This window comes from Streptomyces sp. NPDC050508, assembly GCF_040655155.1.
Lineage (GTDB): Bacteria > Actinomycetota > Actinomycetes > Streptomycetales > Streptomycetaceae > Streptomyces.
This window is the reverse complement of the sequence record NZ_JBFAJJ010000007.1, coordinates 181453-204145: the sequence shown is the minus strand read 5'-3', so window position 1 is coordinate 204145 and position 22693 is coordinate 181453. Positions and strand designations below refer to the sequence as shown.

Genomic DNA, 22693 nt, shown 5'->3' with positions numbered 1-22693 from the left:
GGTTCTCCTATCGTCATCCGAATGCGCCAGTACTCCGCCGACCTGACCCCACCGTGGAAGAAGCCCAAGCCCGCCCCCGAGGTCCCCGCGGAAGCGGGCCTGGTGGTCGAGGAGCCGGGCACCGGTTTCTGCGGCGCGGTGATCCGCTGCGAGGCCGGCACGGTCACCCTGGAGGACCGCTTCGGCAAGCACCGGGTGTTCCCGATGGAGCCGAGGGGCTTCCTGCTGGAGGGCAGGGTGGTCACCCTGGTCAGGCCTGTGTCGAGTCCGCTACGGCCCACTCGTACGGCATCCGGTTCGGTGGCCGTCCCCGGTGCACGCGCGCGCGTGGCTCGCGCCGGGCGGATCTACGTGGAGGGCCGGCACGACGCCGAGCTCGTCGAGCGGGTGTGGGGCGACGACCTGCGCATCGAGGGCGTGGTGGTCGAGTACCTGGAGGGCGTCGACGACCTGCCGGCCATCGTGGCGGAGTTCGCTCCGGGCCCGGACGCCCGCCTGGGCATCCTGGTGGACCACCTGCTCCCCGGCACCAAGGAGTGGCGCATCGCCCAGTCGGTCACCAGCGAGCACGCGCTGGTCGTCGGCCACCCGTACATCGACATCTGGGAGGCCGTGAAACCGTCCTCCGTGGGCATCGCCGCCTGGCCCCGCGTCCCGCACGGGCAGGACTGGAAGACGGGGGTGTGCCGGTCCCTGGGTTGGCCGGAAAACACCGGTGCGGTGTGGCAGGCGATTCTGGCCAAGGTGGGGTCCTACAAGGACCTGGAGCCGGAACTGCTGGGGCGGGTGGAGGAGTTGATCGACTTCGTCACGGACAGCGGTGGGGCGTGACGTTCTCGTAGGTGGCGAATTCGCTGGTGTCGAGCTCGCCGCCGATGGGCTCCAACGGGGCGGGCTCCCCGAACTTGGTGATGCGCCGGCATCGGTAGTCCGCGGCATCGCCCGTGCCCGTCGGCTCGGTGAACAGGACGCACTGGGCCATGACCGGGTCGATGACCAAGTACCCGGGTACCTTTGCCGCCGCGTAGATCGAGCGCTTGACTTCGTAGTCGCGATGGACGCTGCGCGTGGAGACGACCTCGACCACCATCGTGATGACCTCGGCAGGCATCAGTCTTCCGCCATCGGGGCCGGCACCGCGCTCGATCACCACAAGGTCCGGCTGCGGCTCACTCGGCTCTTCGGGGATCGCCACTCGCTGCGTCTGAAGCCGTCTCCAGCCCCTCCTGGGAATCTGGTCCCGAACCGTCTCCACGATCGCGTTGTGCACCAGGTCAGGGCTGGCCGTCAGCACGATCTCCCCCCGGAGCAGCTCGGCTCTGAAGCCCTCAGGGGGCTCGAACTCCGCAAAGAACCTGGTGATTCGCCGGTCGCTCACAACGGCAGCCTAGGAAAGTGGATCAGCGACCGGATCAGCCTCCCGCCCCGGTTCACTCCCCCGAGTGATCAGTCCACCAGGTCCCGTACCACCGCATCCGCCAGCAACCGCCCCTGCAACGTGAGCACGGCCCGCCCCTCCTCGTACGGCCCCGCCTCCAGCAGCCCGTCCCCCAGCGCCAGGCGCGAGGCCGCGAGCCCCTCCGGCCGGAGCAGGTCCAGCGGTGCCCCCTCCCGCAGCCGTAGCTCCAGCAGGATCCGCTCCACCCGGCGGTCCTCCGCGGAGAGGATCTCCCGGCCGGCGCCCGGGGAGCGGCCGGCCGCCAGCGCCCCCGCGTACGCCCCCGGGTGCTTGACGTTCCACCACCGCACCCCGCCGACGTGCGAGTGCGCGCCGGGGCCCGCGCCCCACCAGTCGGCGCCGCGCCAGTACAGCTCGTTGTGCAGACAACGGCCGGAATTCGACGTTGCCCAGTTCGAGACCTCGTACCAGTCGAAGCCCGCCGCCGACATCACCTCGTCGGCGATCAGATAGCGGTCGGCGTGCACGTCGTCGTCCGTCATCGGGACCTCGCCGCGGCGGATGCGGCGGGCGAGCTGGGTGCCCTCCTCGACGATCAGGGCGTAGGCGCTGATGTGGTCGGGGCCCGCGCCGAGGGCGGCGTCGAGGGAGGCGCGCCAGTCGTCGTCCGTCTCGCCGGGGGTGCCGTAGATCAGGTCGAGGTTGACGTGGTCGAAGCCGACCGCGCGGGCCTCCGCGACACACGCCTCGGGGCGGCCGGGGGTGTGGGTGCGGTCCAGGATCTTCAGGACGTGCTGTTTCGCGCTCTGCATGCCGAAGGAGACGCGGTTGAAGCCGCCGTCGCGGAGGGCCGCGAGGTAGGCGGGGTCCACCGACTCCGGGTTCGCCTCCGTGGTGATCTCCGCGTCCTGCGCGAGGCCGAACTCGTCGCGGATCGCGCCCAGCATCCGTACGAGATCGCCCGCCGCCAGCAGCGTGGGCGTGCCGCCGCCGACGAAGACCGTGCGGACCGGGCGCGGGTCGTCGCCCAGGACCTTGCGGGCCAGCCGGACCTCGTCGATCAGGGTGTCCGCGTAGTTGTCGCGGGAGGCCAGCACTCCGCCCGTGCCGCGCAGCTCGGTCGCCGTGTAGGTGTTGAAGTCGCAGTAGCCGCAGCGGGTCGCGCAGTACGGGACGTGCAGATAGAACCCGAGGGGGCGGTCGGCCGATCCGGCGAGCGCCTGTGCGGGCAGGGCGCCGTCGTCGGGGACGGGATCGCCGTCGGGGAGTGCGGAAGGCATGTCTTCCATTGTCCAGCACCCGTACGACTGTCTACTCCGCCTGTTCCGCCTGGAGCACCAGCAGCGCCAGGTCGTCCTCCGGAGGGCGTCCGCCGAACTCGTGGACCAGGCGTTTGATCCGCTCCGCGATCAGCTCCGCGCTGAGCCCCGCGCACCCGGCGAGCGCGGTCGCGAGGCCGTCGCCGTCGTCGAACTGGACCGACCCGGAGCGCCGCTCGGTCACCCCGTCCGTGACGCACAACAGGCTGTCGCCGGGCCGCAGTTCGAAGGTCTCGCTGGTGTACGTGGCGTCCTCGATGACGCCGAGGAGGGTCTGCGGGCGGGCTGCCGTACCGACGCTGCCGTCCGGCCCGAGGAGCAGCGGCAGCGGGTGTCCGGCGGAGGCGAGGGTGCAGCGGACGCCGCCGTCGAAGGGGACCAGCTCGCCGTAGAGGAGGGAGAGGAAGCGGGGGCCGTCGCCGACCGGGCCCGGCATGCCGCCCGCGGCGACCAGGGCGTGGGCCGCCGCGTCGGCGGCCTCGGTGGCGTCGTCGAGGAGGAGCTGGTTGAGGCGGTCGAGGACGTCGGCGACGCCGTAGCCCTCGCGGGCGAGGAGCCGCAGCCAGGGGCGCGCCAGTCCGATCACTACGGCGGCCTCGGGGCCCTTGCCCTGGACGTCGCCGAGGGCGAAGCACCAGCGGCCGTCGCCGGCCGGGAAGAGGTCGTAGAAGTCGCCGCTGGGGCCGCCCTTGTCGCACGGTTCGTAGACGAGGGCGCTCTGCACGCCGGGGATCTCGGCGACGGCGCCGGGCAGCAGGCCGCGCTGGAGGACGCGGCTGATGGTGGCCTGGCGGGCGTACTGGCGGGCCGCGCCGATCGCGAGCGCGACCCGGCGGCTGAGGTCCTCGACCAGGCCGGTGACCTCGTCGGGGAAGCGGGGCAGCCCGGACCGCCCGATGACCAGCGTGCCGAGCGGACGGCCGCCCGCGATCAGCCGGTACGACAGTGCCGCGCCGTGGGTGCCGTGCGGGCCGAGGGCGTCGGTGGGCCAGGGGTAGGAGACGGGCCTTAAGGAGTCCGGCGGGCGGGGCGGGTCCTTCTCCAGGGCGCGGCGCAGTTCCTCGATGCGGTTCTCGCTGCCGTGCCAGACACGGGCGAGGCGCGGCCCGGCGCCGGCCCCGGCGCCCTCGCCCCAGCCGCCGCCTCGGCCCATCGACTCGTCCTCCAGCCATACGGCGCACCAGTCGGCCAGCCTGGGCACGATCAGCTGTCCGGCGAGCGCGGCGACCAGGTCCTCGTCGAGCTGTCCGGCGAGGAGGTCGGATGCCTCGGCGAGGAAGGAGAGGGCGCCGCGGCCCAGCCAGTCCCGGTCGCGCTCGGCGCGCTGCGGTTCGGGGGCGAGGATCTCGGCGACACGGAGGCCGCGCTCCCCCGCGTACGTCTCCAACTCCTCGGCGGCGGCGCTTCCTTCGGCAGGCAGGCGGGCCCACACGGTCTTGGTGCCGGTGCGGTAGGTGACGCCCCAGGCCTCCGCGAGGGTGGAGACGAGGCGCAGGCCACGCCCGAACTCCGGTGTCTCGTACGCCGGTTCGACACTGTTGTCGCGCGGGGCGCGGGAGGGGTGATGGTCGGCGACCTCCACGACGATCGAGTCCGTGTCCTCAAGTCGGCACACCAGCTCGACGTCCGTGCCCGCGTGCACGACGGCGTTGGTGACGAGTTCGCTGACGACGACCATCGCGTCGTCGGCCAGCCGGTCGGTGAGCTTCTCGGTGCCGGGCAGGCCGAGTTCGGCCCACTGGAGGAGCGCGGCACGCACCAGGCAGCGGGCGGAGCCGGGCGCCAGGGGGCTTCCGGACAGCGTGGCGCGCACCGTCGTGCGCGGGTCCGCGCCAAAGTGCGCGGGCGCATCGGGAGTGCGCCAAGTGGTCTCCCGTTGCGTCGGAATGGCCCCCATGCGCAGCTCCCGGAGCAGTTCGGACGAATACGCCTCGATCGATGCGGACAGAGTGACAGACTGACCGCGCGCATAAGCGCCGAGTTACCGAAGTGGGCCGCCATGAGTGAGAACAGTGCTACGCGTGTGCTCGAAGACGGACACAAAGAGGACTGGATTCGAGCATCGGATCTCCGTCCGCTGCTCGCCGTGATGACGGCCGCCCGTGACGGCGACTTCACGAAGGCGCCGGAGACGGGCCACGGCATGGTGGCGGAACTGACCGCCGCCTTCAACCAGATCATGGACCGCAACAACCACTTCAACTCCGAGGCGCAGCGCGTCAAGCGGGAGCTGGTGCGCCACGGCCGCCTCGACGAACGCCTCTCGGCCAGCCCCGGCCAGGGCGGCTGGACCGCTCGGGTCAACGACGTCAACCAGCTCCTCGACGCCCTGGTCGCCCCGGCCGCCAACGCGACCCGGGTCCTGGACGCGGTGGCGGGCGGCGACCTGACCCAGCGGGTCGATCTGCACGACGGCAGCAGGCAGTTGCGCGGTGACCTACGACGGCTCGGCCGCGCCGTGAACAAGATGGTGGACCAACTCTCCCTGTTCACCGGCGAGGTGACCCGGGTCGCCCGCGAGGTCGGCACCGAGGGCAGGCTCGGTGGGCGGGCCAAGGTGACCGGTCTGTCCGGCAGTTGGCGTGATGTGACCGAGGCGGTCAACACCATGGCGTCCCGGCTGACCGCACAGGTGCGGGACATCGCCCTGGTGACGACTGCGGTGGCGCGCGGCGACCTGACGCGGACGGTCACCGTCGAGGCGACCGGCGAGCTGCTCGAACTCAAGCTCACCGTGAACACGATGGTCGACCAGCTCTCCGCCTTCGCCGACGAGGTGACGCGCGTCGCCCGTGAGGTCGGCACCGAGGGCCAGTTGGGCGGGCGCGCGCAGGTGCGGGGCGTGTCCGGGGTCTGGAAGGACCTGACCGACAACGTCAACTTCATGGCGTCGAACCTGACCTCACAGGTCCGGAACATCGCCCAGGTGACGACCGCCGTGGCCAACGGCGACCTGAGTCAGAAGATCACGGTCGACGCTCAGGGCGAGATCCTCGAACTGAAGTCGACCATCAACACCATGGTGGACCAGCTCTCCGCCTTCGCCGACGAGGTGACGCGCGTCGCCCGCGAGGTCGGCACCGAGGGCAACCTCGGCGGACGCGCGCAGGTGCGGGGTGTCTCCGGGGTCTGGAAGGACCTCACCGACAACGTCAACTTCATGGCGGACAACCTGACTTCGCAGGTCCGGAACATCGCGCTGGTGTCGACCGCCGTCGCACAGGGCGACCTCGGCAAGAAGATCACCGTGGAGGCCAAGGGCGAGATCCTGGAGCTGAAGTCCACGATCAACACGATGGTCGACCAGCTCTCCGCCTTCGCGGACGAAGTGACGCGCGTGGCCCGCGAGGTCGGCACGGAGGGCAACCTCGGCGGCCAGGCGCAGGTGCGCGGTGTGTCCGGGGTCTGGAAGGACCTGACGGACAACGTCAACTTCATGGCCCTGAACCTGACTTCGCAGGTGCGGAACATCGCCCAGGTGACGACGGCCGTGGCCAACGGCGACCTGTCGAAGAAGATCACCGTCGACGCGCGCGGCGAGATCCTCGAACTCAAGGACACCGTCAACACGATGGTGGAGCAGCTGCGCGCCTTCGCCGACGAGGTGACCCGGGTGGCCCGCGAGGTCGGCACGGATGGCCGACTCGGCGGACGCGCCCAGGTGTTGGGCGTCTCCGGTGTCTGGGCCGACCTGACCGACAACGTCAACTACATGGCCGACAACCTGACTTCACAGGTCCGGAACATCGCCCAGGTCGCGACGGCGGTGGCGCAGGGCGACCTGTCGAAGAAGATCGACGTGGACGCGCGCGGCGAGATCCTCGAACTCAAGACCACCATCAACACGATGGTCGACACCCTCTCCTCCTTCTCCTCCGAGGTCACCCGGGTGGCCCGCGAGGTCGGCTCCGAGGGTCAACTCGGCGGCCAGGCACGGGTGGAGGGCGTCTACGGCACCTGGAAGCGCCTGACGACCAACGTGAACGAACTCGCGCTGAACCTGACCACGCAGGTCCGCGCGATCGCCGAGGTGGCGTCGGCGGTGGCCCAGGGCGACATGTCCCGCTCGATCACGGTGGAGACCCAGGGCGAGGTCACCGAGCTGAAGGACAACATCAACCTGATGGTGGCCAACCTCCGCGAGACGACCCGCGCGAAGGACTGGCTGGAGTCCAACCTGGCCCGGCTGGCAGCCCTGATGCAGGGGCACCGGGACCTGATGGAGGTCGCCGACCTGATCCTGCGCGAGCTGACCCCGCTGGTGAACGCCCAGTACGGGGCGTTCTTCCTGGCCGATCCCGACGAGGACAGCCTGCGAACGGCCATCCCGGCCAAGGGACTTGCCTTCATCGCGGGGTACGGGTCGGCGCAGGGCGCGACCGTGGACACGGGCGGCATGCCGGTGCACGGGCTGGTGCGGCAGGCGGCGCGGGAGAAGAAGCGGATCCTGGTGGAGGAGGCCCCGCCGGACTACATCAAGATCAACAGCGGGCTCGGGGAAGCCGCCCCGGCGAGCGTGGTCATCATCCCGATCATCTTCGAGGACAAGCTCCTCGGCGTGATCGAACTGGCCTCCTTCTCCCGCTTCTCCGACGTCCACCTCGCCTTCTTCGACCAGTTCGTGAACACCATCGGCGTCGCGATCAACACCATCATCGCCAACTCCCGCACGGAGTCCCTGCTCGGCGAGTCCCAGCGGCTGGCCATACAGTTGCAGGAACGTTCGGACGAACTCCAGAAACAGCAGGCCGAGTTGCAGCGCTCGAACGCCGAACTGGAGGAGAAGGCAGCCCTGTTGGCGACCTCCTCGCAGTACAAGTCGGAGTTCCTGGCGAACATGAGCCACGAGCTGCGCACCCCACTCAACTCGCTGCTGATCCTCGCCCGGCTGCTCTCCGACAACCCGGACGGCCGGCTCTCCGACCAAGAAGTGCAGTTCGCGACCACGATCCACCGCTCCGGCTCGGACCTCCTCCAACTCATCAACGACATCCTCGACCTGTCGAAGATCGAGGCCGGCCGCATGGACGTACGCCCGAAGCGGCTCCCGCTCATCAAGCTCCTCGACTACGTCCACGCCACCTTCCGCCCGCTCACCCTGGACCGGGGGCTCGCCTTCGAGGTGTCGGTGGGCGAGGACGTACCGCGCGAGATGTGGTCGGACGAGCAGCGGCTCCAGCAGATCCTGCGCAACCTGCTGTCCAACGCCATCAAGTTCACCGCCACCGGCCGCGTCGAACTCCGCGTCAACCGCGTCAAGGACCCCGAGCACCGCTACTCCGACGACAGCGACGAGGTCATCGTGTTCGCCGTCTCCGACACCGGCATCGGGATCGCCGCCGAGAAACTCCCGGTGATCTTCGAGGCGTTCCAGCAGGCCGACGGCACGACCAACCGCAAGTACGGCGGTACGGGGCTGGGGTTGTCGATCAGCCGGGAGATCGCCGGGCTGCTCGGCGGCCGTATCGTCGCGGAGAGCGAGCCGGGCTGCGGCTCGACCTTCACTCTCTACGTCCCGATCGTCAGCCCCGGACTTTCGGCGACCGGGCCGACCGCCGAGGACCGGGAACTGCCGGTGATGCCCGAGCAGTTGTCCACCGAGCCGTTCACCGGGCACGAGGTGGACGACTCGTGGCCGACGCCCACCAAACTGGAGGCGTGGAAGGCCGGGCGGGCGGGTCAAGTGCTGCCGGGGCGGCGGGTGTTGATCGTGGACGACGACATCCGCAACGTCTTCGCGCTCACCCATGTCCTGGGCCGGGTCGGTATGCCTGTGCTGTACGCGGAGAACGGCCGCGAGGGCATCGAGACCCTGGAGCGCAACCCGGACGTCGAACTCGTACTGATGGACATCATGATGCCGGAGATGGACGGGTACGAGACCATCGCCGCCATCCGCCGCGCCCCGCGCTGGACCGGCCTGCCGATCGTCGCGCTCACCGCCAAGGCGATGCCCGGCGACCGGGAGAAGTCCATCGCGCGGGGCGCCAACGACTACGTACCCAAGCCGGTGGACGTCGACCAACTGCTGACCGTCGTCTGCGCTCTCCTGGACCCCGAGGCCGTGGACACCGACCCGGGGACGGCGGAGCCGGAACCGGGTACATCAGGGGAAGCGGCGATGCCGCCGACGACTGAGTCAGGCCGGTCATCATGAGCGCTGAGGCAACGACCGACGAGCGCGCCAGCATCCTCCTGGTCGACGACATGGAGGACAACCTGGTCGCGCTGGAGGCCGTCCTGGGGTCCCTCAACGAGCCACTGGTACGCGCCCGTTCGGGCGAGGAGGCGATGAAGGCGCTGCTGCGGCAACGTTTCGCCGTCGTCCTGCTGGACATCCGCATGCCGGGCATGGACGGGTTCGAGACCGCCGCCAACATCAAACGGCTCGACCAGACCAAGGACGTCCCGATCATCTTCCTGACCGGCACGGACTCGGACGCGGGGTACGCGTTCCGGGGTTATGCCACGGGTGCCGCCGACTACTTGACCAAGCCGTTCGATCCCTGGGTGCTGCGGGCCAAGGTCACCGTTTTCCTGGAACTGCACCGCAAGAACCAGCTGTTGGAGCGGATGCTGGCGCGTGAGCAGGGGCAGTTCGACGAACTGGCGTTGCGGCTCAAGGAGATCGAGGCGCGGATGGCGGCCAGCGCGGTCGACGAGGTGCACGAACTCCGGGTTCAGGTGCGGGAGATGGGGCTACTGGTGCGGGAGTTGCGGCGGCGCTCGTCCAGGTAGGTAGGCAGTTCGTTACGCGCGGGTCGGTGGGGCTGGGCGCGCAGTTCCCCGCGCCCCCAGGGGGTTGGCCCGGCCCCCACCTGAACAGTCACGCCTCGCGCGAGCCCGCGTACATCTCGTCGATCAGGTGCTTGTACTCCCGTTCCACCACCGGGCGCTTCAGCTTGAGGCTCGGGGTGATCTCGCCGTGTTCGACGTCGAGGTCGCGCGGGAGGAGGCGGAACTTCTTGATGGTCTGCCAGCGCTGGAGACCCTCGTTGAGCTCCTTGACGTAGGCCTCGACCATGGCGACCGTCGCGGGCGCGGCGACGATCTCGGCGTACGACTTGCCCGCCAGGTCGTTCTCCTTCGCCCACTCCAGGATGGACGGTTCGTCGAGGGCGATGAGGGCGGTGCAGAAGTTCCGGTCGGCGCCGTGCACCAGGATGTTGGAGACGTACGGGCACACGGCCTTGAACTGGCCCTCGACCTCGGCGGGCGCGATGTACTTGCCGCCGGAGGTTTTGATCAGGTCCTTCTTGCGGTCCGTGATGCGCAGGTAGCCGTCGGGGGACAGCTCGCCGATGTCGCCGGTGTGGAACCAGCCGTCCGACTCCAGGACTTCGGCGGTCTTCTCGGGCAGCCCGTGGTAGCCCTCCATGATGCCGGGGCCGCGCAGCAAGATCTCGCCGTCGTCCGCGATGCGCACCTCCGTGCCGGACAGCGGCTTGCCGACCGTGCCGGTGCGGTAGGCCTCGCCGGGGTTCACGAAGGAGGCCGCGGAGGACTCGGTCAAGCCGTAGCCCTCCAGGATGTGGATGCCGGCGCCGGCGAAGAAGTAGCCGATCTCGGGCGCGAGCGCGGCCGATCCGGAGACACACGCGCGCAGCTTGCCGCCGAAGGCCTCGCGGATCTTCGCGTAGACCAGCGCGTCGGCGACCTTGTGCTTGGCTGCGAGACCGAAGGGCGCGGTGGCCACGCCGGTGCGGCGGAAGTTGTCCTGGGTGACCTTGGCGTACTCGCGGGCGACCTCGGCCGCCCACTGGAAGATCTTGTACTTGGAGGCGCCGCCGGCCCGCGCCTTGGCCGCGACGCCGTTGTAGACCTTCTCGAAGATGCGCGGGACGGCCGCCATGTACGTCGGCTGCACGATCGGCAGGTTCTCGATGATCTTGTCGACGCGGCCGTCGACGGCGGTGACGTGCCCGATCTCGATGTGGCCGGACGTGAGCACCTTGCCGAAGACGTGCGCGAGCGGCAGCCACAGGTACTGCACGTCCTCCGGGCTGAGCAGCCCGGTCGCGGCGATGGCCTTCGCCAGGTACGACCAGTTGTCGTGCGGGAGACGGACGCCCTTGGGGCGGCCGGTCGTACCCGAGGTGTAGATGATCGTCGCGAGCTGGTCCTTGGTGATGGCCCCGACCCGCTCCTTGATCAGGTCCGGGTTCTTCTCCAGGTACGCGGCGCCGCGCTGCTCCAGCTCCGCGAGGGTGAGCACCCAGTCGCCGGTCTCGACGCCGGCCGGGTCGATGACCACGACGTGCGTCAGCTCGGGCAGCTCGGCGCGCTTGTCCCGCGCCTTGGCGAGCTGCGCCGCGTCCTCCGCGACCAGGACCCTGCTGCCGGAGTCGGAGAGGATGAACGTCGACTCGTCGGCGTTGGTCTGCGGGTACACCGTGGTCGTGGCGGCGCCGGCGCACATGATGCCCAGGTCGGCGAGGATCCACTCGATCCGGGTGGAGGAGGCGAGCGCGACGCACTGCTCGGGCTGTACGCCCAGTTCGATCAGACCGGCCGCGATCGAGAAGACCCGCTCGGCGGCCTGCGCCCAGCTCAGCGACTTCCAGTCGTCGGGGCCCTCGCCCGAAGCCGCCGGCACCGGGTAGCGGTAGGCCTCGGCGTCCGGCGTGGCGGCCACGCGGTCCAGGAAGAGGCCCGCCACGGACGGCGGACGGTTCTCGATCAGGGTCTGTGTGTCGCTCACGACATCCTCCGGGGGCCCGCGACAGTGCGGCTGGCTCGTTGCTGCGGCTGTTGTTTAACTCGCGAGTAACTATCGAGCAGTGATCAGAGTAAGCCGCGACCGGCCGGTGCGTAAGGGGCGGCGGACTGTCGCTTCCTACAGAGCCAGGACCACTCCGTACAGAGCCAGGACGCGGGGCCCGCCGCGCGAAAGCGCAACGGGCCCCGGGAATCGCCTCGGTATCATCCGGAATTTCGGTGTACGGGGCCGCTACTTCTTGCCCTTGGCTCCGGGACCGCTGTCGTCGCTGGACAGCACCGCGATGAACGCCTCCTGGGGAACCTCCACGGAACCCACCATCTTCATCCGCTTCTTGCCCTCCTTCTGCTTCTCCAGCAGCTTCCGCTTACGGGAGATGTCACCGCCGTAGCACTTGGCGAGGACGTCCTTGCGGATGGCGCGGATCGTCTCGCGGGCGATGACCCGGGAGCCGACGGCGGCCTGGATGGGCACCTCGAAGGCCTGCCGCGGGATCAGCTCCCGCAGCTTGGCGACCAGCCGCACGCCGTACGCGTACGCCGCGTCCTTGTGCGTGATCGCCGAGAAAGCGTCCACCTTGTCGCCGTGCAGCAGGATGTCGACCTTGACCAGGCTGGAGTCCACCTCGCCGGTGGGCTCGTAGTCGAGCGAGGCGTAGCCGCGGGTCTTGGACTTCAGCTGGTCGAAGAAGTCGAAGACGATCTCGGCGAGGGGCAGCGTGTAGCGGATCTCGACGCGGTCCTCGGAGAGGTAGTCCATGCCGAGCAGGGTGCCGCGCCGGGTCTGGCACAGCTCCATGATCGAACCGATGAACTCCGACGGCGCGAGGATCGTCGCGCGCACGACGGGCTCGTAGACCTTGTCGATCTTCCCCTCGGGGAACTCGCTCGGGTTGGTGACGACGTGCTCGCTGCCGTCCTCCATCTCGACCCGGTACACCACGTTCGGTGCCGTCGCGATGAGGTCGAGCCCGAACTCGCGCTCCAGCCGCTCCCGGATCACGTCCAGGTGCAGCAGCCCGAGGAAGCCGACGCGGAACCCGAAGCCCAGCGCCGCCGAGGTCTCCGGCTCGTACACCAGCGCGGCGTCGTTCAGCTGGAGCTTGTCCAGGGCGTCGCGCAGCTCCGGGTAGTCGGACCCGTCCAGCGGATACAGGCCCGAGAAGACCATGGGCTTGGGGTCCTTGTAACCGCCGAGCGCCTCGGTCGCCCCCTTGTGCAGGGTGGTGATCGTGTCACCGACCTTGGACTGCCGGACGTCCTTCACACCCGTGATCAGATAGCCGACCTCGCCGACCCCGAGCCCGTCGGCACCGAGCATCTCCGGCGAGTTCGTCCCGATCTCCAGCAGCTCGTGCGTGGCGTTCGTGGACATCATCCGGATCTTCTCGCGCTTGGTGAGCTGCCCGTCGATGACCCTGATGTACGTCACGACACCGCGGTAGGAGTCGTAGACCGAGTCGAAGATCATCGCGCGGGCGGGCGCGTCCGCGTTCCCGACCGGCGCCGGGACCTCCTTGACGACCTTGTTGAGCAGTACGTCGACACCGAGCCCGGTCTTGGCGGACACCCGCAGCACGTCGTCGGGATCGCACCCGACGAGATTGGCCAGCTCCTCGGCGAACTTCTCGGGCTGCGCGGCCGGCAGGTCGATCTTGTTCAGTACGGGGATGATCGTGAGGTCGTTCTCCATCGCCAGGTAGAGGTTGGCGAGGGTCTGGGCCTCGATGCCCTGGGCGGCGTCCACGAGCAGCACGGTGCCCTCGCAGGCGGCGAGCGACCGCGAGACCTCGTACGTGAAGTCGACGTGTCCCGGGGTGTCGATCATGTTGAGGATGTGGGTACTGCCCTTGTCGGCCCCCTCGGTGGGGGCCCACGGCAGACGCACCGCCTGGGACTTGATCGTGATGCCACGCTCGCGCTCGATGTCCATGCGGTCGAGGTACTGAGCACGCATCTGCCGCTGGTCGACCACTCCGGTCAGCTGGAGCATCCGGTCGGCGAGCGTGGACTTGCCATGGTCGATGTGCGCGATGATGCAGAAATTGCGGATCAGCGCCGGGTCGGTACGGCTCGGCTCGGGCACATGGCTGGGGATCGCGGGCACGCAGGGTCCTGATTCTTGAGGCGTCCGCAGTGTCTGCGGTCTCGGGTCGGATCGATACGTAGGCTCCATCGTCCCACGCGTGGGAGGTGCCGTCCGGTTTGGGCCGGTGCGAGAGGTTCGCCGGAGGCCTCTCGGGGACCGGTTTGGGTGGGCCGGTGGGCGGCTGGTAGCCTGGGTGGCTGTGTCTCATGCCCTCTCTTGCACAAGTTCGGGCACGGGACGCACCCCAAGAAAAATCATCGGCCCGGGACCCGTGCGGCCCCGTGCCAGAACCTGCAAAGGCTCATTCGTGGCGAACATCAAGTCCCAGATCAAGCGGATCAAGACCAACGAGAAGGCTCGGCTGCGCAACAAGGCCGTCAAGTCCTCCCTGAAGACCGCGATCCGCAAGGCCCGCGAAGCCGCTGCCGCGGGTGACGTCGAGAAGGCCACCGAGTACCAGCGCGCTGCTGCGCGTCAGCTCGACAAGGCCGTCGCGAAGGGCGTCATCCACAAGAACCAGGCCGCCAACAAGAAGTCGGCGCTTGCTTCCAAGGTCATCGCGCTCAAGGGCTGATCCTTCCGCACTTGCCTCGGCCCGCGCTCGCGCGGACCGGACCAGTAGCAATCCACCGTGAGGAAAACGTCGAGCCCTCTACCTCGATTCACGGACAGACATCGTGGTCGCCACGCCACGTACAGTGCCCCCGGACCCACTTCGGGGGCATTGCTGTTTCCCCATCTTCCTGTGGTGTCCCGCCCTGGGGGGAGTCGGTCAGGCTCCCCGGGACCGGGCCGCCCGGGCGATCGCGACGACCGCTTTCTCCAGCGCGTACTCCGGGTCGTCCCCCCCGCCCTTCACTCCCGCGTCCGCCTCGGCCACCGCCCGCAGCGCGACGGAGACCGCGTCCGGTGTCCAGCCCCGCATCTGCTGCCGCACCCGGTCGATCTTCCACGGCGGCATCCCCAGCTCACGCGCCAGATCCGCCGGCCGCCCGCCGCGCGCGGACGACAGCTTCCCGATCGCCCGCACCCCCTGCGCCAGCGCACTGGTGATCAGCACCGGCGCCACCCCGGTGGACAACGACCACCGCAACGCCTCCAGCGCCTCCGCCGCCCGCCCCTCCACGGCCCGGTCCGCGACCGTGAAACTCGACGCCTCGGCCCGCCCGGTGTAGTACCGCCCGACGATCGCCTCGTCGATGGTCCCCTCGATGTCGCTGACCAACTGGGTGACCGCGGACGCCAACTCCCGCAGATCACTGCCGATCGAGTCGACCAGCGCCTGGCAGGCCTCCGGCGTGGCCGATCTCCCGGTCGCCCGGAACTCACTCCGTACGAAGGCCAACCGGTCCGCCGGCTTCGTCATCTTCGGGCAGGCCACCTCCCGCGCCCCCGCCTTGCGCGCGGCATCGAGCAGCCCCTTGCCCTTGACTCCGCCGGCGTGCAACAGCACCAGCGTGATCTCCTCGGCGGGCGCACCGAGATACGCCTTCACGTCCTTGATCGTGTCCGCGGACAGATCCTGCGCATTGCGTACGACCACGACCTTGCGCTCCGCGAAGAGCGACGGACTGGTCAGCTCGGCGAGCGTGCCGGGCTGCAACTGGTCCGAAGTCAGGTCACGTACGTCCGTGTCGGCGTCGGCGGCCCGGGCGGCGGCCACCACCTCCTGCACGGCACGGTCGAGCAGGAGGTCCTCCTGGCCCACGGCAAGCGTCACCGGGGCGAGAGGGTCGTCATTCGCAGTCTTCCTGGCCATCTCGTAAAGCATCGCACGCGCCACTGACAACGCGGTGCGGGTGCGGGCGGAGAAGGGCGCGAGGCCTGTGCCGGTGCCGTCGGCTCGTGGGGGGACTCGCGACAGTTACGGCTCCTCGCGCCAGCCGTCCCACTCCCCCGCGAACGCGTCCAGCTCCGCGGGATCGAGCCGCCCGTCCTCGTCCCGCAGGACGAGCAGCCACTGCGCGTCCTCGGCATCGTCCTCACCGGCCAGCGCGTCTCGCACCAGCCGCGGTTCCTCGTCGAGCGCGAACCGCTCCCCGAGCACCTCCGCCGCCTCCTGAGCCGCGTCACGGTCGGGCAGCACCAGCACATGTCTCACATCACTCACGGGGGACATTTTCCGGTACGGCCGCGGGCTCGCGCGAACCCACCCCGGTCCTACGCGGGCCTACGCGGACTTGCGCACCCTCGGCACCACCCCCAGCTCGATCCCGAACCGCTCCCGGTACACCGCCAACACCTCCTCGTCCGTGGCCAGTTCACGTACGTCCCGGGTCCCGTCCGGCCCCGTCTCCGTCAGGCGGCGACCGCTGAGTGTGGTCCTCCCGCCGTCGCCCGTGAGCCGGGAGCAGACCAGTGACTGGGTGAAGTGCGACGCCGGCGACGTGCTCTGCCACCACGCCCCGGCCACGAAGTCGCCGAGCACCCGGGGTCGCACCTCCAGGCGGTACTCGGGCTCGCCGTTCCGGACGACGTCCAGGTCCACGGCCCGAACGGCGCGAACGGCGCGAGACGAGTCCTCCCCGGGCTCGGCGCCCCGCGCCCCGGCCGCGTCCGGCCCCGACTCGACCACCCTGAACACGCCGCCGGGATCCGCCTGTTCGCCCCGCTCCTCGAAGGCCAGGGGGTAATGGCTGTGCGTCCCGAACCCCACGTCCGCCAGCCACACACCCCCGTCCACCGTCCGCACCCGCAGCGCGAGATGGTCGTACGGAATCCCGAGCCGCCCCTCGTCCCCGTACACCCGTGCCGCGAGCAGCGCGACGTCGAAACCCAGCGCGGCGAGCAACGCACCGAACAGGCCGTTCAGTTCGTAGCAGAACCCGCCCCTGCCCGCGCCCACCACCTTGTCCAGCAGCCGCTTCTCCTCCAGCACGATCTCCTCTCCCAGATGAATCGACAGATTCTCGAAGGGCACGGTCTGCAGATGACGCAGATGCAGCTCGCGCAGGACATCGCCGGTGGGCAACGCCGGGAGCGGGACTCCCAACCGGCGGAGATAGGCATCAACCTGTGCGGGATTCATGCCCCCAGTCTCGCGCCACCCGCTGCTCAGCGCCCATGGCGCCAGTCCCATGCCGCCCTCATCGCCCCGCGACCCGACGCCCCGCGCCCCCCTCCGCCCTCAGTCCCGTGTCACCCGAAGCCCGTCCCCCTCGCCTCCTACCGCCAGTGCCCCGTCCACGTCCGTCCGCAGGACCACCGCGCCCATCGCCCGTAGCGCCGCGACCGTGCTGGGGGCGGGGTGCCCGTACAGGTTGTGTTCTCCGCAGGAGATCAGCGCCAGCCGCGGGGCCACCCTGCGTATCAGTTCCGGGTCCTGGTAGGCGGAACCATGGTGGGCGACCTTGAGCACGTCCACTCCTCCCAGCAGCGCTGCCGCCGGTGACCTCAACAACTCCTGCTGGGCCGGGGGTTCGAGGTCCCCGAGCAGCAGCAGTCGCAGCCCTGCCGTCCGGACGAGCAGCGTGACACTCGCGTCGTTCGGGCCGTCCGGGTCCGGTACCGGGACCGGCGGGGGCCACAGCACCTGCCAGGAGAGCGGGCCGGTGCGTCGCTCTTCCCCGGCTACGGCCCGGGTGATCGGGATGTGCCGTTCCGCTGCCGCTCTCCGTACGAACTCGGCCTGATCCGTGGGCTCTTCGAAGGTCGTCGTCTCGATCGCGCCCACCGAGCGGCCCCGCAGCACGCCGGGCAGTCCCGCGACGTGGTCGGCGTGGAAGTGGGTGAGCACGACGAGCGGGATCCTGGTGATGCCGAGTGTGCGCAGACACTGGTCGACCAGCTTCGGATCGGGTCCGGCGTCCACGACCACGCCGGTGCCCTTGCCCGCCGCGAGCACGGTCGCGTCGCCCTGCCCCACATTGCACATCGCGAACCGCCAGCCCGGCGGCGGCCATCCCGTGATCACCCGGGTGAGCGGCGCCGGCTCGATCACGACCAGCAGAAGAAGCAGCCCGCAGACACCGCACAGCCAGGGATGCTTCAGCAACCGTCGGCCGACCAGCACAAGGACCGCGACGGCGAAGGCGAGCAGCAGCGCCCCGGTCCAACTGCCCGGCCAGTCCACTCCCCCACCGGGCAGCGCCGCGCCGGTCCGGGCGACGTCCGCGATCCACCCGGTGGGCCAACTCGCGCCCCAGGCAAGGACCTTGGCCACCGGCATCGCCACCGGTGCCGTCGCCAGCGCGGCGAAGCCCAGCACCGTGGCCGGTGCGACGGCGATCTCCGCGAGCAGGTTGCACGGCACCGCCACCAGACTGACCCGCGCCGACAGTACGGCCACGACCGGCGCACACAGCGCCTGCGCGGCGGCAGCGGCGGCCACCGCTTCGGCCAGCCGCGGCGGAACCCGGTGCCGCCGCAGCGTCTCGCTCCAGCGCGGCGCCAGCGTGAGCAGGGCACCGGTGGCCAGCACGGAGAGCAGGAAGCCGTAACTGCGGGCCAGCCACGGGTCGTACAGCACCAGGAGCAGTACGGCCGTCGCCAGCGCCGGGATCAGTGATCTGCGGCGCCCGGTCGCCAGGGCGAGCAGCGCGACGGCTCCGCAGGCCGCGGCCCGCAGCACGCTGGGGTCGGGCCGGCACACGACGACGAACCCGAGCGTGAGCACCCCGCCGAGCAGTGCGGTCGCCCGGAGGGAGATCCCCAGCCGCGGTGCCAGGCCTCGGCGTTCGACGTGCTGGGCGAGGCCGGGTGGTCCGATGAGGAGGGCGAGCAGGATGGTCAGATTGCTTCCGGAGACGGCGAGGGTGTGCGCGAGGTCCGTCTCCTTGAATGCCTCGTCCAGCTCCGGTGTGATCCGCGCGGTGTCGCCGACGACCAGCCCCGGCAGCAGCGCCCGTGCGTCCGCCGGCAGCCCGTCGGTGGCCTCACGCAGCCCGGCCCGCAACCGCCCGGCGAACCGCTGCACTCCGGACGGCTCCCCCACCACCTCCGGCACCGGCTGGTTCCGCACCCGCAGCACGGCCGCGACCCGGTCCCCGCCGGTCAGCGCGGGCGCCAGCCGCGCGGTCACCTTCAACCGCGTGGACGGAAGCAGCCCCAGCCAGGGCGAGCGCTCCGGCCCACCACCGGATCCCCGCACCCTGCCCACCGCGCCCGCCACGCCCTTGGCTCCCTCGGCGGGCGAACCCGGGTCGATGATCAACAGCACCGGCGCCCGCGTCTCCACGACCGTCCCGTCCATCCCCTCCACCCGCCGCACCTCGGCCTCGATCAACACGGAGACCGGAGCCGCGTGGTCCCCGCTGATCCGGGGCCGGGTCAGCCGTGGATCGGAACCGACCTCCACCTCCGCGGTCACGGCCGCGTACTCCCGCGCCAGCTCGGGTACCGGGCCACGGCGCAGGTCCGCCCCGTGCAGCCCGGCGGAGGCGGCAGCCGCGGCGATGGAGAGAAGCAGGGCGGCGATCGAGGCTCGGGGCCAGGTGACCCGGCGGGGGTGGAGCCGTGTCGAGGGTGGTTCGGGGTGAGCGCGCGGCTGTGCAGGAGTACGGCTGCTGCCCACCCCGTCCCGCCGTCGCGCCAACAGCAGCACGAGCGCCACCGTCAGGGCGGCGACCGCGACGCCGGTGACCCAGGCCGGTGATGCGTCCAACGCCAGTGCCGCCGTCGCCCAGGCCGCGAGCGCGGGCGGTACGAGCCGTAGATCTGTCGGCCCTTCCTGCCGGGGGTGCGCGACACCCCGCCGATTCCCGGAGGCGGCGTGCACGTCGCGTCGGGGCGGATCGGCGGCGCGTGCGGCCCGGCGCGTCGATGAGGAGGCATCGTTCCGCGCCGTGGGACGCGGAGTCGCAGGCTCGGACTGGTCGTCGTGGACGTGGGTCATGGCCGTACCAGATCCCGCAGATCGGCGAAGCGGCGGTCGCCGATGCCGTTGACCTGGCGCAGTTCGTCCACCGAGCGGAAACCGCCGTGCTGGGTGCGGTAGTCGATGATGTGCTGGGCCAGCACGGGGCCGACGCCGGGCAGGGTGTCGAGCTGGTCCGCGGTGGCCGTGTTGAGGGAGACCGGAGCCCCAGGTGCAGCCCCCGCGGCGGAACCGGCTGAACCCACCGCCCCCGCGCCGTTCGCACCGCCCGCACCAGGCACCGCCGCATCGGCCGGACCCCCGACGACGACCTGCTCCCCGTCCACGAGGAACCGCGCGCGGTTGAGCCCCTCTGTGTTCGTACCCGGACGCACCCCACCCGCCGCCCGCAGCGCATCCGTCACCCGCGAACCGGCCGGGAGCCGATGAACCCCGGGCTTACGGACCTTGCCGCTGACGTCCACGACGATCTCGGCACCGGCCGCACTCGATGAGCCCCGCGCTCCTACCGAGGTACGCGACTCGGCCTCTTTACCAGCGGCCCCACCCCCGTCACCACCTCCACTTCCGGCCCCTGCCCCTGCCCCGTAGGGAGCCGCCGCCCGCACCACCTCCGGGGCCCGCACGGGCTGGGTCCGGCCCACCCAGAAGTGTTGTACGGCGAAGACCGCTGCCACCACGAGCAGCACACCGAGCGCGACCACGCTCCGCCGCTCCAACCCACACCGCGTCTGCACCCACACCGGCATCCGCTCCCGCAGAGCCGATCCGACCCGCTCGCGCCAGGCCCCCGCCACACGATCGCCCCCGACGCCGACCTCTCCGGTATCACTTAAATCTCCAACAGCTCCAACATCTCCGCCTGCTCCGTCCCCTCCTGCGTACGAGACATCACGCTTCGGCACAACACCCACCGGCGGCCCCACCCGGACCCCCCACTCCCCCGGCGCCGGCGCCGGCGCCGGAGCCGGAGCCGGAGCCGGAGCCGGAGCCGGAGCCGGAGCCGGAACGCTCCGCGGAGCAGCACCGCCGGGCAGCGGAAACCGGAGTCCCGCCGCCCGGACCACAGGTGGCACAGGAACAGGACCTCCCACAGCCTCCGCCACCGGCGGAATCAGAAGCCCGCCCCCCTCTTCTACCGGCGAACGAGAACCCCCGGCATCCCCCGCCGTCGGCTTCTCACCCGGCGGCCCGTTCCCCAACTCCCGCCGCTCCCCGGTGCGTTCGGCGAAGAGGAGTTCCGCGCGCCGCCGGAGTTCGTCCGCCGAGGCCTGGCGGTGTGCCCGGCCTCGTGTCGGCGGGCGGCGGTGGCGGGTGCGGCCGTCCGAGGACGGGGCGCGGCCCGGGCCGCTGGTCGCAGTCGCTGTGCGTGAGCGTGATCGAAGTGCCATGCGCCGAGGATCGGGCATCTCGCGACTTCGCGATGATCTTGGTCAATTCCCGGGGATGACGGCCCAGTTGTGGACAACTCCGTCACCCGCACGGGTCATCGGCCCGCGAGCACCCCCGGCGAGGGCGTGTACAGCCCGACAGACACCAGCGGCAGAGGCAGAGGCAGAGGCGAGGCCGTCACCGCGGCGAAACGACAGCCCCCAACAACCCGGGCCCGGTGTGCGCCCCGATCACCGCCCCGACCTCGCTCACATGCAAGTCGGCCAGCCCGGGCACCCGAGCCCGCAGCCGGTCCGCGAGAGCCTCCGCGCGCTCGGGTGCGGAGAGATGGTGCACGGCGATGTCGACCTGTGCGCTGCCCGCCCGGTCGGCCACGATCTCCTCAAGGCGGGCGATCGCCTTCGACGCCGTCCGCACCTTCTCCAGGAGTTCGATACGCCCGCCCTCCAGCTGGAGCAGCGGCTTCACGGCGAGCGCGGAGCCCAACAGGGCCTGCGCCGCGCCGATACGGCCGCCCCGGCGCAGATAGTCGAGGGTGTCGACGTAGAAGTAGGCGGAGGTGCCGGCGGCTCGCTTCTCCGCGGCTGTGACGGCCTCGTCCACCGTGCCGCCCGCCTCCGCCGTCTCGGCCGCGGCGAGTGCGCAGAAACCGAGCGCCATCGCGACCATGCCGGTGTCCACGACCCGCACCGGCACCGGTGCCTCACGCGCCGCGAGGACCGCCGCGTCGTAGGTGCCCGAGAGTTCGGCGGAGAGATGGAGGGAGACGATGCCGGTGGCGCCGGACTCGGCGACCCTGCGGTAGGTCTCCGCGAAGAGCTGGGGGCTGGGGCGCGAGGTGGTGACCGGGCGCCGCTTCTGCAGGGCCTGGGCCAGGGAGCGGGTCGAGATCTCGGTGCCCTCTTCGAGCGCCCGGTCGCCGAGGACCACGGTCAGCGGCACCGCTGTGATGCCGTGGCGCTCCATCGTCAGCGGCGGCAGGTAGGCCGTTGAATCGGTGACGATCGCGACATGGCGGGACATGAGCTGGAGGTTACCTGCCGTAGCGGCCGGGCGGCAGCCCGACCCCTTTCACCTGGGCCGGAACCGGCCGGATCACACCATGCCGCACGCTCACACCGCGCCGCGTCCTCACACCGTGCCGCCCGATCAAGTCGTGCTCTCGGGGCGGGGTTTCTTCTGCCAGGGGTAGACGGGACGTCGTCCCGGCGGGGTGATGGCGGACGGGGCAGGCTCCTCGGCGGCAGGGCGGGAGCGCGGGGTCTCCGGCCACGTCTGCCGGCCCGTCGTGGCGTCGGCGGCCGGGGCGTCCGGCCACGGGGGTGGCGCGTGCTCCGACTTCGTCCAGTGCCGCAGAGCTCCGGCCTCCACGTCTATCTGGGCGCTCAGCGTATCCAGGTCGTCCTCCGCGAAGCGCCCGGCGCGGTCGCGGGCCGCCCAGCGCAGTGAGTCCGCCGACTTCGTGATGCGCTCGGTGCGCTCGCGCAGGGCGGGCAGCCGCTCGGCGAGGGTCCTGCGGTCCGGCTCGGACTCCAGGCGCCTGAGCTCGCCGTCGAGTTCGCGGCCGTGCGCGCTGAGCCGCTCGAACAGGCCCAGGGACTCCTTGAGCGACTCGTCCTCGGTCACGCCCGCGTGCAGCGCGTCCTGGGTCGCGCGCATCGACGTGCGCAGCGCGAGCCGGAGTTGGGCCACCTGCCCCTGCGGCCCGGGCTGGGCGAAGGACTTGGCGCGCAGGGTGTGGTCCTCGACCGAGCGCCGGGCCTGCGCGACCGTGCGGTCGACGCCACGCTTGGCCGCACCGATCGCCTTGACCGCCGCATAGCCGCCTACGACCACGAACAGCAGGAAGAGAAGGGCGAAGACTGCGATCACGGCTTCCAACGCTCCTCCACCGGCTCCGGGCGGCACACGCCGCGCCGCTCTTCAACGGTAAACGCAACGGGCAGGTGCGGAGTTCCAAA

At 70.7% G+C, this 22693-nt stretch carries 16 protein-coding genes; 4 read left to right on the top strand and 12 right to left on the bottom strand.

The genetic code is table 11. The features are described 5' to 3' along the window. The first annotated feature begins 21 nt into the window (after window positions 1-21). Entirely contained in the window at window positions 22-831 is an 810-nt protein-coding gene (locus AB0I69_RS21835) for a DUF3097 domain-containing protein (protein WP_363097285.1), read from the top strand. Here the strand turns inward: AB0I69_RS21835 and AB0I69_RS21830 are convergent. The 3 genes from AB0I69_RS21830 to AB0I69_RS21820 all read right to left on the bottom strand — a co-directional run bounded on the left by AB0I69_RS21830 (window position 809) and on the right by AB0I69_RS21820 (window position 4615). Beyond that, complete coding sequence (locus AB0I69_RS21830; RefSeq protein WP_363097284.1) at window positions 809-1378, bottom strand: Uma2 family endonuclease; 570 nt, start codon at window positions 1376-1378, stop codon at window positions 809-811. The two genes, AB0I69_RS21835 and AB0I69_RS21830, sit on opposite strands and share 23 nt — an antisense overlap. Before the next feature lie 68 nt (window positions 1379-1446). Then, on the bottom strand, window positions 1447-2679 hold the full coding sequence (gene hemW, locus AB0I69_RS21825) for a radical SAM family heme chaperone HemW (protein ID WP_363097283.1): 1233 nt from the start codon (window positions 2677-2679) through the stop codon (window positions 1447-1449). A gap of 31 nt (window positions 2680-2710) precedes the next feature. Further along, on the bottom strand, window positions 2711-4615 hold the full coding sequence (locus AB0I69_RS21820) for a SpoIIE family protein phosphatase (protein WP_363097282.1): 1905 nt from the start codon (window positions 4613-4615) through the stop codon (window positions 2711-2713). Between the two features lie 102 nt (window positions 4616-4717). Between AB0I69_RS21820 and AB0I69_RS21815 the strand changes: the two genes are divergently transcribed. After that, the gene (locus AB0I69_RS21815) at window positions 4718-8875 is read left to right on the top strand and encodes a HAMP domain-containing protein (RefSeq protein WP_363097281.1); all 4158 of its coding nucleotides are present in this window, start codon (window positions 4718-4720) and stop codon (window positions 8873-8875) included. Next, on the top strand, window positions 8872-9456 hold the full coding sequence (locus AB0I69_RS21810) for a response regulator (protein WP_363097280.1): 585 nt from the start codon (window positions 8872-8874) through the stop codon (window positions 9454-9456). The genes AB0I69_RS21815 and AB0I69_RS21810 overlap by 4 nt, the downstream gene beginning before the upstream one ends. An 88-nt stretch (window positions 9457-9544) precedes the next feature. On the opposite strand, the gene AB0I69_RS21805 is transcribed toward AB0I69_RS21810, so the two are convergent. After that, on the bottom strand, window positions 9545-11419 hold the full coding sequence (locus tag AB0I69_RS21805; protein ID WP_363097279.1) for an AMP-dependent synthetase/ligase: 1875 nt from the start codon (window positions 11417-11419) through the stop codon (window positions 9545-9547). A 249-nt stretch (window positions 11420-11668) separates the two neighbouring features. Then, a complete protein-coding gene (gene lepA / locus AB0I69_RS21800; RefSeq protein ID WP_363097278.1) occupies window positions 11669-13543 on the bottom strand; it encodes a translation elongation factor 4 in 1875 nt (624 codons plus the stop codon). Between the two features lie 289 nt (window positions 13544-13832). On the opposite strand from lepA, the gene rpsT reads away from it, so the two are divergent. Then, a complete protein-coding gene (rpsT, locus tag AB0I69_RS21795; protein ID WP_363097277.1) occupies window positions 13833-14099 on the top strand; it encodes a 30S ribosomal protein S20 in 267 nt (88 codons plus the stop codon). 198 nt (window positions 14100-14297) lie between these two features. Here rpsT and holA read toward each other — a convergent pair whose 3' ends face one another. The 7 genes from holA to AB0I69_RS21760 form a co-directional block, all read right to left on the bottom strand. Next, the gene (gene holA / locus AB0I69_RS21790) at window positions 14298-15284 is read right to left on the bottom strand and encodes a DNA polymerase III subunit delta (RefSeq protein ID WP_363097276.1); all 987 of its coding nucleotides are present in this window, start codon (window positions 15282-15284) and stop codon (window positions 14298-14300) included. 105 nt (window positions 15285-15389) lie between these two features. Further along, entirely contained in the window at window positions 15390-15644 is a 255-nt protein-coding gene (locus AB0I69_RS21785) for a hypothetical protein (protein ID WP_363097275.1), read from the bottom strand. A gap of 51 nt (window positions 15645-15695) precedes the next feature. Beyond that, window positions 15696-16553 carry an arylamine N-acetyltransferase gene (locus AB0I69_RS21780; RefSeq protein WP_363097274.1) on the bottom strand — a complete coding sequence of 286 codons (858 nt, stop codon included), beginning with the start codon at window positions 16551-16553 and terminating at the stop codon, window positions 15696-15698. Between the two features lie 99 nt (window positions 16554-16652). Next, window positions 16653-19241 carry a ComEC/Rec2 family competence protein gene (locus AB0I69_RS21775; protein WP_363097507.1) on the bottom strand — a complete coding sequence of 863 codons (2589 nt, stop codon included), beginning with the start codon at window positions 19239-19241 and terminating at the stop codon, window positions 16653-16655. A gap of 113 nt (window positions 19242-19354) precedes the next feature. After that, window positions 19355-20245 (bottom strand): ComEA family DNA-binding protein, encoded by an 891-nt coding sequence (locus AB0I69_RS21770; RefSeq protein ID WP_363097273.1) that lies wholly within the window; start codon window positions 20243-20245, stop codon window positions 19355-19357. A 664-nt stretch (window positions 20246-20909) separates the two neighbouring features. Continuing rightward, complete coding sequence (locus AB0I69_RS21765; RefSeq protein WP_363097272.1) at window positions 20910-21755, bottom strand: DegV family protein; 846 nt, start codon at window positions 21753-21755, stop codon at window positions 20910-20912. Between the two features lie 126 nt (window positions 21756-21881). Then, window positions 21882-22613, bottom strand: coding sequence for a hypothetical protein (locus AB0I69_RS21760; protein ID WP_363097271.1), 732 nt, complete (start codon window positions 22611-22613; stop codon window positions 21882-21884). Window positions 22614-22693 lie beyond the last annotated feature (80 nt).

Excerpts from the sequence above, each read along its gene's own strand:
- AB0I69_RS21835 (WP_363097285.1), top strand. The coding sequence starts at position 22 with ATGCGCCAGTACTCCGCCGACCTGACCCCACCGTGGAAGAAGCCCAAG.
- hemW (WP_363097283.1), bottom strand. The coding sequence starts at position 2,679 with ATGCCTTCCGCACTCCCCGACGGCGATCCCGTCCCCGACGACGGCGCC.
- AB0I69_RS21820 (WP_363097282.1), bottom strand. The coding sequence starts at position 4,615 with ATGGGGGCCATTCCGACGCAACGGGAGACCACTTGGCGCACTCCCGAT.
- AB0I69_RS21815 (WP_363097281.1), top strand. The coding sequence starts at position 4,718 with ATGAGTGAGAACAGTGCTACGCGTGTGCTCGAAGACGGACACAAAGAG.
- AB0I69_RS21810 (WP_363097280.1), top strand. The coding sequence starts at position 8,872 with ATGAGCGCTGAGGCAACGACCGACGAGCGCGCCAGCATCCTCCTGGTC.
- holA (WP_363097276.1), bottom strand. The coding sequence starts at position 15,284 with ATGGCCAGGAAGACTGCGAATGACGACCCTCTCGCCCCGGTGACGCTT.
- AB0I69_RS21785 (WP_363097275.1), bottom strand. The coding sequence starts at position 15,644 with ATGTCCCCCGTGAGTGATGTGAGACATGTGCTGGTGCTGCCCGACCGT.
- AB0I69_RS21780 (WP_363097274.1), bottom strand. The coding sequence starts at position 16,553 with ATGAATCCCGCACAGGTTGATGCCTATCTCCGCCGGTTGGGAGTCCCG.
- AB0I69_RS21765 (WP_363097272.1), bottom strand. The coding sequence starts at position 21,755 with ATGTCCCGCCATGTCGCGATCGTCACCGATTCAACGGCCTACCTGCCG.